Raw genomic sequence first — 12,154 nt, forward strand, 5'->3', positions numbered from 1 at the left:
AACGTCCGTCGTGAAAAGGGAAACAACCCAGACCGTCAGCTAAGGTCCCAAAGTTATGGTTAAGTGGGAAACGATGTGGGAAGGCTTAGACAGCTAGGAGGTTGGCTTAGAAGCAGCCACCCTTTAAAGAAAGCGTAATAGCTCACTAGTCGAGTCGGCCTGCGCGGAAGATGTAACGGGGCTCAAACCATACACCGAAGCTACGGGTATCATCTTCGGATGATGCGGTAGAGGAGCGTTCTGTAAGCCTGTGAAGGTGAGTTGAGAAGCTTGCTGGAGGTATCAGAAGTGCGAATGCTGACATGAGTAACGACAATGGGTGTGAAAAACACCCACGCCGAAAGACCAAGGTTTCCTGCGCAACGTTAATCGACGCAGGGTTAGTCGGTCCCTAAGGCGAGGCTGAAAAGCGTAGTCGATGGAAAACAGGTTAATATTCCTGTACTTCTGGTTATTGCGATGGAGGGACGGAGAAGGCTAGGCCAGCTTGGCGTTGGTTGTCCAAGTTTAAGGTGGTAGGCTGAGATCTTAGGTAAATCCGGGATCTTAAGGCCGAGAGCTGATGACGAGTGTTCTTTTAGAACACGAAGTGGTTGATGCCATGCTTCCAAGAAAAGCTTCTAAGCTTCAGGTAACCAGGAACCGTACCCCAAACCGACACAGGTGGTTGGGTAGAGAATACCAAGGCGCTTGAGAGAACTCGGGTGAAGGAACTAGGCAAAATGGCACCGTAACTTCGGGAGAAGGTGCGCCGGTGAGGGTGAAGGACTTGCTCCGTAAGCTCATGCCGGTCGAAGATACCAGGCCGCTGCGACTGTTTATTAAAAACACAGCACTCTGCAAACACGAAAGTGGACGTATAGGGTGTGACGCCTGCCCGGTGCCGGAAGGTTAATTGATGGGGTTAGCTAACGCGAAGCTCTTGATCGAAGCCCCGGTAAACGGCGGCCGTAACTATAACGGTCCTAAGGTAGCGAAATTCCTTGTCGGGTAAGTTCCGACCTGCACGAATGGCGTAACGATGGCGGCGCTGTCTCCACCCGAGACTCAGTGAAATTGAAATCGCTGTGAAGATGCAGTGTATCCGCGGCTAGACGGAAAGACCCCGTGAACCTTTACTATAGCTTTGCACTGGACTTTGAATTTGCTTGTGTAGGATAGGTGGGAGGCTTTGAAGCGTGGACGCCAGTTCGCGTGGAGCCAACCTTGAAATACCACCCTGGCAACTTTGAGGTTCTAACTCAGGTCCGTTATCCGGATCGAGGACAGTGTATGGTGGGTAGTTTGACTGGGGCGGTCTCCTCCTAAAGAGTAACGGAGGAGTACGAAGGTGCGCTCAGACCGGTCGGAAATCGGTCGTAGAGTATAAAGGCAAAAGCGCGCTTGACTGCGAGACAGACACGTCGAGCAGGTACGAAAGTAGGTCTTAGTGATCCGGTGGTTCTGTATGGAAGGGCCATCGCTCAACGGATAAAAGGTACTCCGGGGATAACAGGCTGATACCGCCCAAGAGTTCATATCGACGGCGGTGTTTGGCACCTCGATGTCGGCTCATCACATCCTGGGGCTGAAGCCGGTCCCAAGGGTATGGCTGTTCGCCATTTAAAGTGGTACGCGAGCTGGGTTTAGAACGTCGTGAGACAGTTCGGTCCCTATCTGCCGTGGACGTTTGAGATTTGAGAGGGGCTGCTCCTAGTACGAGAGGACCGGAGTGGACGAACCTCTGGTGTTCCGGTTGTCACGCCAGTGGCATTGCCGGGTAGCTATGTTCGGAATAGATAACCGCTGAAAGCATCTAAGCGGGAAACTAGCCTCAAGATGAGATCTCACTGGAACCTTGAGTTCCCTGAAGGGCCGTCGAAGACTACGACGTTGATAGGTTGGGTGTGTAAGCGCTGTGAGGCGTTGAGCTAACCAATACTAATTGCCCGTGAGGCTTGACCATATAACACCCAAGCAATTTGCTTGCTTCGAAGCTGAAAAGCGAAAGAGCACCAGATTGCGGTGTGTGAAGACGAAACGAACCGAAAGTTCGATGTTCACAAACACCGAAAGCTGTCACATACCCAATTTGCTGAAGCGAGGCCATCTGGCCACGACTCAGTACCCGAATTTCTTGACGACCATAGAGCGTTGGAACCACCTGATCCCATCCCGAACTCAGCAGTGAAACGATGCATCGCCGATGGTAGTGTGGGGTTTCCCCATGTGAGAGTAGGTCATCGTCAAGATTAAATTCCGAAACCCCAATTGCGAAAGCAGTTGGGGTTTTGTTTTGCCCGCAGGAAAGTCACCGAAAGAGTTTTTAACAAGACAATGGACAGCCGCCACCCAGCACGACGCAACCTGACAGGACGAAGTGAGCCAGCAGCGAGGGAATTAACAGGTGAGTGTCTTTCTCGCAGGCATTAAAAAGCCGGCTTGTGGCCGGCTTCTCGGGGACTGGCTTGGTTCATTTTTGGTAAACCGCGCCAGCCTTCAAAACGTACACCCGGATCTTGCGTCCGGCTGTGGGACTTGGTCAGAGGTTGGTCTGCCGCGTCGGGCGCTATCAGAACCGCAGGGCGGGTCGATGCGCAAATGTGGGGCGAAGGATACTGATTTTTACCGCAGATTCCCAGCCCGAAGTGCGGATTAGAGCTGTCAAAGCATCAGAAATAGCGTTGTGCACTGACGATCATTAGAGAAACGGCACCACCGGCCGACGCTTGCTCAGTGTCGACCACCAGAACACCCAGCCCAGAATATGAATCCGCTGCTCGTCCAGTTGCGCTGCACGGAAGATCTCGTCCGGGTACTCGGCACTGTTGTGGCTACGCAGGCGTAAGCCATTGCCCGGCATGCGATGCAAATACTTGATGCGCAACATCCCGTCGTGTTCGATCGCATAGATCTCGCCATCGACGACCTGAGTCAGTCCTCGATCAATGGCAACGATGGATCCGTCTTCGATTCGCTCGGCCATGCTGTTGCCGATCATGCGTGCACAGATAGCGTCAGAGTGTTTTATTTCAAGTTGATCCAGCTGCGCGCGAAGCAGGCGGATGGATTGATCCGTATCTTCGATGACGTGTGTTTTGCCGGTATCGGTGAGAGGTTTCTCATTGAAAAACACCAGGTCGATGTCGTTGGGATCAATGACCGTATAGACGCCGCGCACAGATTGGGCGTCGAAGGTGTCGCCATTGCTGGCAGGGGCATGGAGGCGCGGCGACTCCTTGTGGCCCTCTCCAGTTTTCAGCCATTCGCTGTTCACGGACAGCAGGCGTGAGACCTCTTCCATGCGATACGCCGGAACGCCCCGGGTGTACCAGTTGTGGACATTTTGGGCTTCCGTGCCCCAGAACTTTGCGAATCCCGTGGTGGAGATGTTCGCTGCTTCCAGGAGTGCCTTGAATCTTGGACCGCTCGTGTTCTTTCTCATAAACACGGAGTCTACGGCCGTGCCAGAGCGGTTTGAATAAACCGAGCGTTCAAAAGCAGGCTGAATTTTACGACGGGATGTAAGACGTTCTTGTGGGAAATTAAACAGGTCACAACAATATCAAGAGAGCGATAAACAGCCTGTTTAAGCGGCTGGCTCACGTCGATAAAAAAACCCCGGATATCCGGGGTTTTCTTCAAGCATCACGCGAGTCGAAGCGTCTTAGCCTTTGTAGGCTGCAACCGACTTTGTGATTGCTTCGCGGGCGGCGTCTGCACCGGCCCAGCCTTCGATCTTGACCCATTTGCCTTTTTCGAGATCTTTGTAGTTCGCGAAGAAGTGCTCGATCTGCTGGATCAGCAGAGGCGGCAGGTCGGTGTATTCCTTAACGTCCACGTACAGCTGGGACAGCTTGTCGTGTGGCACTGCGATGACTTTGGCATCGCCGCCGCCGTCGTCGGTCATGTTCAGGATGCCAACCGGACGTGCACGGATAACCGAGCCTGGCGCAACCGGGTAAGGGGTTACAACCAGCACGTCGAGGGGATCACCGTCGTCAGCCAGGGTGTTCGGGATGTAACCGTAGTTGGCCGGGTAGAACATTGGGGTGGCCATGAAACGGTCAACGAACAGGCAATCGCTGTCTTTGTCGATTTCGTATTTGATCGGCGCGTGGTTGGCCGGAATCTCGATCGCGACGTAGATGTCGTTCGGCAGGTCTTTGCCAGCCGGAATCTTGCTGTAGCTCATTGGGCGTTGCCCCCGTAGTTGACCAAAAACACTTGGCCGGATTGACCAAAAAGTGGCGGCGATTATAGGCATATTCTGCCGTCGACGCCATTCACCGAAAGTCCTGAAGGTCGTGCAGACCTTAGTCGTGAGCCTGATAGACCGGGTCGCTGGCCTGAAGTTGCCGCAACCTGCTCAATGGATCCTGACGATAGAAAAGTCGCAACTGCTCATAGACCTGTGGATAAGTCTCATGGAGCAGATCGGGTGCGCTGAAGAAGTACTCACTGGTGACGGCAAAGAACTCTGCCGGATTCTCAGCCGCGTAAGGATCGATCGCGGTCTCGGCGTCGGGATTACGCTCTAGCTGACCATCAAGATCATCGTAAGCGGCCTGCATCACCTCGGCCCAGTCGCTGACGCGCATGTCCGCGTGCAGCGGTGGCAGGCCATTGGCGTCGCCATTGAGCATGTCGAGTTTGTGCGCCAGCTCGTGGATCACCAGGTTATAACCTTCCCAGCCACCACTGGCCATCACCCCAGGCCAGGCGAGAATAATCGGCCCCTGCTGCCAGGCTTCGCCGCTGTGTTCGCCATCCCATTCGTGCTCGACGCCGCTGGCATCGCGGTGTCGTTGCGGGCTGACAAAGTCATCGGGATAAAGGACGATTTCGTGGAAGCCTTGATACCAATTCAGATCACCAAGATTGAGCAGCGGCAATTGCGCCTGCGCGGCAAGCAGCAGGCGTTGTTCCTGATGCAGTTCGACGCCGGGCAGGGCGGTCAGGTGTTTTTCTTCGAGGAACAGAACGCAGGCTTCGCGCAGCCACTGATCTTCGGCAGCAGTAATGCCGTCAAGAAAACTCAGGTGGTGGCGCACCCGTTGCCACATGTCGTCGGCAATCGGGTGCTTGGCGAGGATGCGTCGACGCCGCCAGGCGCTTAGCGACCACATCGCTTAGTGCGATTGGGCTTTGGTGCCGCCGAAACGGCTGCGCACCACGCCGATGATCATCGGAATGAGAGACAGCAAGATGATCGCAACAACCAGCAACGACAGGTTCTTCTTGATGAACGGAACGTTGCCGAAGAAGTAGCCCAGCGTCACGAGGCCGCCCACCCAGAGGATCGTGCCCAGAACACTGAAACCGAAGAAGCGCGGATACGGCATACGCGCAACGCCTGCCACGAACGGAGCGAAGGTACGGATGATCGGCAGAAAGCGCGCCAGTGTTACGGTTTTGCCGCCGTGCTTGTCGTAGAAATCATGGGTCTTTTGCAGATAGTCACGACGGAAGATTTTCGATTTCGGATTGCTGAACAGCTTCTCGCCGGCCGTTCGTCCGATCACGTAATTGGTACTGTCGCCGAGAATCGCCGCGAGCATCAGCAAACCGCCCAGCAGTACTGGATCCATGCCGCCGCCGGCCGCTACAGCGCCGGCGATGAATAGCAGTGAATCACCCGGCAGGAATGGCATCACCACCAGACCGGTTTCGCAGAAAATCACCAGAAACAGGATGGCGTAGATCCACGGCCCGTAGTTGTTAACCAGCAAATCGAGATAAACGTCGAGATGCAGGATCAGGTCGAGCGGGTTGAAATCCATGGAGGCACCTGTATGGCGGCCCGACTCGGCAGGCCTGTGCGGATAACTTCGTGTAAGCCTACAGCGAGGTGTAGTTTTTCTTACAAGCTGGGAAGCTCGAGATTATACGGCCTGAAACATCAAAAGCGCGTTGGTTTTGTAGCGAGGGATGTCGGTGTGTGAGTAATTGTCAGGAAGTGGATCGCAGCCCCGTAGGAGCTGCCGAAGGCTGCGATCTTTTGACTTCAGAGCTCGTCGCTGATCGGCAACACGTAGTTCTTGAACTCAGTGTCTTCCTTGAACCCAATCGATTCGTAGGTTTTCTGCGCCACTTCGTTGTTGCTGCTGGTGGACACGCGCATGCGCACAGCCTGGGTTTCCTTGGCCATCTTCTTCGCAGTGCGGATCAGGTTGTCGGCGACCAGTTGTCGGCGGGCGTCTTCGGCGACGTAGATGTCGTTGAGGATCCATACGCGCTTCAGTGACAGCGACGAGAAGCTCGGATAGAGCTGACAGAAACCCATGAGTTTCTTGTCGTCATCATCGGCCAGCGCCAGATAAATCACCGATTCCTTGCGGCGCAGGCGTTTTTCGAGGAAGGCGCGGGACGAGTCGGGATAAGGCAGGGAGCCGTAAAACTCGCGGTATTTGACGAACAACGGCGTGAGCAAATCGAGGTGTTCAAGGGTCGCTTGGATAATCCGCATGTCAGGTCTCGTCCTTCAAGTGGCTGTCTTCACGTGTTGTGACGGCGACGGTAAACCCTGGCGGCCGTGCATCGATCCTGCCTCAAACAGGATCAGAAACGCAATGCAGAAACGGTTCAGTTTGGCGGCGGATCCAGTAGGAAGTTTCCTTTCATGTCCTTATCAGCGTCCGACGCCAGCGTCTGAACTTGTGCTTCATCCTTCAGGTTGACCCCCGACAGCTGCCGCCGGCACGCCTCGCGCATCAGGTACAGCAAGCGATGCGCCGCCATGCCGTAGCTCAAACCCTCCAGCCGGACATTGGAAATGCAGTTGCGATAGGCATCGGTCAGACCAACTTTTGGGTTGTAGGTGAAATACAGCCCCAAGCTGTCCGGCGAACTGAGCCCCGGGCGCTCACCAATCAGCATCACCACCATTTTCGCGCCGAGCAATTGCCCGATTTCATCGCCGATGGCGACGCGGCCCTGTTCCACCAAGACCACCGGGGCGATTGACCAGCCATCGCCGCCCATTTGTTCTTCCAGCCGGGTGAGAAACGGCAGTGTGTGGCGATGCACTGCCAGTGCCGACAAGCCATCTGCGACGACAATGACCAGATCGACCCCGCCGGGGTGCGCGGCCAAGTAGTCGCGAAGACTTTGCGCCGAGTCATCGCTGAGTTTGCGTCCCAGATCCGGGCGTTGCAGGTAGCTGTTGCGATCCAGCGCCGCACTGTGAAGCAGCAAACTCTCACGCCCTCGTTCACTTAATTGCGCACTGAGCCCCGCGTGATCAAACGGCAAATGCACCGCATCCCGCGCCTGAGCGTGAGCAAACTGAAAATCCAGTTGCGCGCTGGTCGGCAGACTGGTGCCGGTGCGGCCAAGGGCAATCCGCGCCGGGGTCAGGCGGCGCAGTTGCAGCCAAGGGTTTTGCGGATCGACGGGCGGTTTATCCATGCGACTCATCCCAGTTGCGCCAGCGCTTGGCGGAAGGCCGGCGGCAGGTTGTTACCGAAGCGAACCTTGCCGTCCGCCTGCGTGAAGATGCCCATGTTGGCCAGCCATTGTTCAAATTCCGGGGCTGGTTTCAGGCCTAGTGTCTGGCGAGCGTAGAGCGCGTCATGAAACGAAGTGGTCTGGTAATTGAGCATGATGTCGTCGGAGCCGGGGATGCCCATGATGAAATTGATCCCGGCGACACCGAGCAGAGTCAGCAGGGTGTCCATGTCGTCCTGGTCGGCTTCGGCGTGGTTGGTGTAGCAGATGTCGCAACCCATCGGCACGCCGAGGAGCTTGCCGCAGAAGTGGTCTTCGAGGCCGGCGCGGATGATCTGTTTGCCGTTGTAGAGGTATTCCGGGCCGATAAATCCTACGACGGTGTTCACCAGAAACGGTTTGAAATGCCGTGCCACGGCATAGGCTCGGGTTTCGCAGGTCTGTTGATCGACACCGTGGTGAGCGTTGGCCGACAGCGCGCTGCCTTGACCGGTTTCGAAATACATCAGGTTTTGCCCGAGGGTGCCGCGATTAAGGCTCAGGCCGGCGTCATAACCCTCCTGCAAGACATTCAGGTTGATACCGAAACTGGCGTTGGCCGCTTCGGTGCCGGCAATCGACTGGAACACCAGATCCAGCGGCACGCCCCGGTTGATCGCCTCGATCGAGGTGGTGACGTGGGTGAGCACGCAGGCTTGAGTCGGAATGTCGTAGCGCTGGATGATCGCATCGAGCATTTCCAGCATCGCGCAAATCGAGGCAATGCTGTCGGTGGCCGGGTTGATGCCGATCATCGCGTCGCCATTGCCGTAGAGCAGACCGTCGAGAATGCTCGCGGCGATGCCGGACGGTTCGTCGGTCGGGTGGTTCGGTTGCAGACGCGTGGACAGGCGCCCGCGCAGGCCGAGAGTGCCGCGAAATTTCGTCACCACGCGGATCTTCTGCGCGACCAATACCAAATCCTGCACGCGCATGATTTTCGACACGGCGGCGACCATTTCCGGCGTCAGGCCGGGGGCGAGGTTGCGCAGGCTGGTTTCATCGGCGGCGTCGCTGAGCAGCCAGTCGCGGAAGCCGCCGACGGTGAGGTGGCTGACCACGGCGAAGGCCTGTTTGTCGTGGGTGTCGATGATCAGTCGGGTGACTTCATCGGATTCGTAGGGGATCAGCGCTTCTTGCAGGAAATGCGTGAGCGGGATGTCGGCCAGCGCCATTTGTGCTGCTACGCGTTCGCCATCATTGAGCGCGGCGACACCGGCGAGGAAATCCCCGGAGCGCGCCGGGCTGGCCTTGGCCATGACGTCCTTGAGGCTGTCGAAGCGATAGGTCTGGGCGCCGACGGAATGGGCGAATGCGGCCACGATATCCTCCTGTAATCGATAATCCCCTGTAGGAGCTGCCGCAGGCTGCGATCTTTTGATCTGGCTTTTAAAAGATCAAAAGATCGCAGCCTGCGGCAGCTCCTACAGGGTTCCAGCACAGTGCCTGAATGGGCGCTGTGCACTTTTATATGTCAGCTAGATACCTTCGAGCATAGCGTCTGTCGGGGCATCGGCGCGTTGCTTGGCGGTCAACTGGAAATACAGATAGCCAGCGGCCATAAAGCCAAGGAACACACAGCCGATCAGCGTGTTGAACCACGCCATCGCTACCAGACACACCACCGCCAGAAACAGTGCAATCGCCGGCACCACCGGATAACCCGGCGCGCGGAAGGTGCGTTCCAGGTTCGGCTCGGTTTTGCGCAGTTTGAACAGGCTGAGCATGCTGATGATGTACATCACGATCGCGCCGAACACCGACATGGTGATCATCGCGGCGGTCAGGGTCATGCCTTGCAGGTTAACCAAACCATCGCTGTAGATTGCCGCAATGCCGATCACGCCACCGGCCAGAATCGCCCGGTGCGGGGTCTGGAAGCGCGAGAGTTTGGCCAGCCCTTTAGGCAGATAACCGGCGCGGGCAAGAGCGAAGAACTGCCGCGAGTAACCGAGGATGATCCCGTGGAAACTCGCCACCAGCCCGAACAGGCCGATCCACACCAGCATGTGCATCCGCGTCGAGTTATTGCCAACTACGGCTTTCATCGCCTGCGGCAGCGGATCGTTGATATTCGACAGCTGACGCCAGTCGCCAACGCCGCCAGCCATGACCATCACGCCGATGGCCAGAAATACCAAGGTCAGAATGCCGCTGACGTAAGCCTTGGGAATCGTCCGTTTCGGGTCTTTCGCCTCTTCGGCGGCCATCGCCGCGCCTTCGATGGCGAGGAAGAACCAGATCGCGAACGGTATCGCCGCGAAGATCCCGGGGATCGAGGCCATGGTGAATTCGTTGGAACCCGACCAGCCATTCAATACAAAATTACTGAAGCTGAAGCCCGGCGCCACCACGCCCATGAATACTAAAAGCTCGGCAACGGCCAGCACTGTGACCACCAGTTCGAAGGTCGCGGCGATGCTGACGCCGAGTATATTCAGGGTCATGAACACGAAATACGCGCCGACCGCTGCAATCTTCGGATCAAGTTCCGGATATTGCACATTCAGGTAGGCGCCGATGGCCATGGCAATCGCCGGTGGCGCGAAGACAAACTCGATCAGCGTGGCGATGCCGGCGATCAGTCCGCCTTTCTCGCCGAACGCCCGACGGCTGTAGGCAAACGGCCCGCCGGCGTGTGGGATAGCGGTGGTCAATTCGGTGAAGCTGAAGATGAAGCAGGTGTACATGGTCGCGACCATCAACGCCGTGACCAGAAAACCCAGGGTGCCGGCGGTACCCCAGCCGTAACTCCAGCCGAAGTACTCGCCGGAAATCACCAGACCGACGGCAATGCCCCAGAGGTGCAGGGTGCCGAGTGTGGGTTTGAGCTGTGTGGTTGAAGTCATAAGTCCTCGCTGTCTTTTTATTGTTCGATTTTTTGGACTTTCGGGTGATGCGGTTGGGGTGGATGGGGCTGTTCACGCAGCGGCAGTTTTTCTGCAAATCCTGAATGACGGGTACGCAAGGGCCGTGCCAGAGCGGCCAAGGATGTTGTGGGTGTTGTTATTGAGGACGCCTTCGCTGGCAAGCCATGCTCCTACAGATCCTGCGTAACCCTGTAGGAGCAAAGCTTGCTCGCGAACGCCGTTACACGATCAAAAGTCAGGTTTAGAAGAAACCCAACGGATTGATGTCGTAGCTCACCAGCAGGTTTTTCGTTTGCTGATAGTGATCGAGCATCATCTTGTGCGTCTCACGCCCCACGCCGGATTTCTTGTACCCGCCAAACGCGGCATGCGCCGGATACAGGTGGTAGCAATTGGTCCACACACGACCGGCCTTGATCGCGCGGCCCATGCGGTAGGCGCGGTTTATGTCGCGAGTCCACAGACCGGCACCGAGGCCGAACTCGGTGTCGTTGGCGATCGCCAGCGCTTCTGCTTCGTCCTTGAACGTGGTGATGCTCACCACTGGCCCGAAGATTTCTTCCTGGAACACGCGCATCTTGTTGGTGCCCTTGAGCAGGGTCGGCTGGATGTAATAGCCGGTCGACAGATTGCCCTCGAGTTTTTCCACCTTGCCGCCGGTCAACAGCTCGGCGCCTTCGCCCTTGGCAATTTCCAGGTACGAAAGAATCTTGTCGAATTGTTGCTCGGAGGCCTGCGCGCCGACCATGGTGTCGGTGTCCAGTGGATCGCCACGTTTGATTTGCAGGACTTTCTTCATCACGACGGCCATGAACTCGTCGTAGATCGATTCCTGTACCAGTGCGCGCGATGGGCAGGTGCAGACTTCGCCCTGGTTGAAGAACGCCAGTACCAGACCTTCAGCGGCTTTCTCAATGAACGTCGGCTCGGCCTGCATGATGTCTTCGAAGAAGATGTTCGGCGATTTGCCGCCCAGTTCCACGGTCGACGGAATGATGTTCTCGGCCGCGCATTTCATGATGTGCGAGCCAACCGGGGTCGAGCCGGTGAAGGCAATCTTGGCGATGCGTTTGCTGGTGGCCAGTGCTTCGCCGGCCTCTTTGCCATAGCCCTGAACAATGTTCAGTACGCCCGGCGGCAGCAGATCGCCGATCAGTTCCAGTAACACGGTGATGCCCAGCGGTGTTTGCTCGGCAGGCTTGAGTACCACGCAGTTACCGGCGGCCAGCGCTGGTGCGAGTTTCCACGCGGCCATCAGGATCGGGAAGTTCCACGGGATGATCTGCCCGACCACGCCCAGCGGTTCATGAATGTGATACGCCACGGTGTTGCCGTCGATTTCGGCAGCGCTGCCTTCCTGGGCGCGCAGGCAGCCAGCGAAGTAGCGGAAATGGTCGGCGGCCAGCGGGATGTCGGCGTTGAGGGTTTCGCGGATGGCTTTGCCGTTGTCCCAGGTTTCGGTGATCGCCAGCAATTCGAGGTTCTGTTCGATGCGGTCGGCGATTTTCAGCAGGATCAGCGAGCGTGCCTGCACGGAAGTGGAGCCCCACGCATCGGCAGCGGCGTGAGCGGCGTCCAGTGCCTTGTCGATGTCTTCGGCAGTGGAGCGCGGGAATTCGGCAATCGGTTGGCCATTCACTGGTGAGGTGTTGGTGAAGTACTGACCTTTGACAGGCGCGACGAACTCGCCGCCGATGTAGTTACCGTACTTGCTCTTGAACGAGACTTTGGCGCCTTCAGTACCGGGGTGAGCGTAACGCATGATGATGTTCTCCTTGGCTTTGTACTTATTAGAGAAACGCGCAAGTGCGCTTGCT

9 protein-coding genes and 2 rRNA genes (1 of these 11 only partly in view) are annotated in these 12,154 nt (G+C 56.9%); 2 read left to right on the forward strand and 9 right to left on the reverse strand.

Annotated features, from left to right (window positions below; translation table 11 throughout):
* Together ACP3TY_RS00565 and rrf are read left to right on the forward strand one after the other, a co-directional pair.
* Positions 1-1,945: ribosomal RNA gene (locus tag ACP3TY_RS00565) — 23S ribosomal RNA — on the forward strand (it extends 949 nt beyond the left edge of the window).
* Positions 1,946-2,115: 170 nt separating this feature from the next.
* Positions 2,116-2,231: ribosomal RNA gene (gene rrf / locus ACP3TY_RS00570) — 5S ribosomal RNA — on the forward strand.
* 449 nt (positions 2,232-2,680) lie between these two features.
* Here rrf and ACP3TY_RS00575 read toward each other — a convergent pair.
* The 9 genes from ACP3TY_RS00575 to exaC all read right to left on the reverse strand — a co-directional run bounded on the left by ACP3TY_RS00575 (position 2,681) and on the right by exaC (position 12,099).
* Positions 2,681-3,424: a S24 family peptidase gene (locus ACP3TY_RS00575; protein WP_053124215.1), complete on the reverse strand. Its 744-nt coding sequence runs from the start codon at positions 3,422-3,424 to the stop codon at positions 2,681-2,683.
* A 222-nt stretch (positions 3,425-3,646) separates the two neighbouring features.
* Positions 3,647-4,174, reverse strand: coding sequence for an inorganic diphosphatase (gene ppa, locus ACP3TY_RS00580; protein ID WP_003205933.1), 528 nt, complete (start codon positions 4,172-4,174; stop codon positions 3,647-3,649).
* A 121-nt stretch (positions 4,175-4,295) separates the two neighbouring features.
* Entirely contained in the window at positions 4,296-5,108 is an 813-nt protein-coding gene (locus ACP3TY_RS00585) for a zinc-dependent peptidase (RefSeq protein WP_053124213.1), read from the reverse strand.
* Between the two features lie 3 nt (positions 5,109-5,111).
* Positions 5,112-5,762, reverse strand: coding sequence for a DedA family protein (locus ACP3TY_RS00590; protein WP_426619054.1), 651 nt, complete (start codon positions 5,760-5,762; stop codon positions 5,112-5,114).
* Between the two features lie 224 nt (positions 5,763-5,986).
* On the reverse strand, positions 5,987-6,448 hold the full coding sequence (locus ACP3TY_RS00595; protein WP_003228592.1) for a GNAT family N-acetyltransferase: 462 nt from the start codon (positions 6,446-6,448) through the stop codon (positions 5,987-5,989).
* Between the two features lie 116 nt (positions 6,449-6,564).
* Positions 6,565-7,398 (reverse strand): ethanolamine ammonia-lyase subunit EutC, encoded by an 834-nt coding sequence (eutC, locus tag ACP3TY_RS00600; protein WP_426619055.1) that lies wholly within the window; start codon positions 7,396-7,398, stop codon positions 6,565-6,567.
* On the reverse strand, positions 7,395-8,789 hold the full coding sequence (locus tag ACP3TY_RS00605; RefSeq protein WP_053124208.1) for an ethanolamine ammonia-lyase subunit EutB: 1,395 nt from the start codon (positions 8,787-8,789) through the stop codon (positions 7,395-7,397). Before ACP3TY_RS00605 ends, eutC begins: the two co-directional genes overlap by 4 nt.
* A gap of 156 nt (positions 8,790-8,945) precedes the next feature.
* Positions 8,946-10,316, reverse strand: coding sequence for an ethanolamine permease (eat, locus tag ACP3TY_RS00610; protein WP_426619056.1), 1,371 nt, complete (start codon positions 10,314-10,316; stop codon positions 8,946-8,948).
* A gap of 262 nt (positions 10,317-10,578) precedes the next feature.
* Complete coding sequence (gene exaC, locus ACP3TY_RS00615; RefSeq protein WP_008083670.1) at positions 10,579-12,099, reverse strand: acetaldehyde dehydrogenase ExaC; 1,521 nt, start codon at positions 12,097-12,099, stop codon at positions 10,579-10,581.
* Positions 12,100-12,154: the final 55 nt, after the last annotated feature.

The sequence above is a fragment of the Pseudomonas rustica genome (assembly GCF_049959085.1).
Taxonomy (GTDB): domain Bacteria; phylum Pseudomonadota; class Gammaproteobacteria; order Pseudomonadales; family Pseudomonadaceae; genus Aquipseudomonas; species Aquipseudomonas rustica.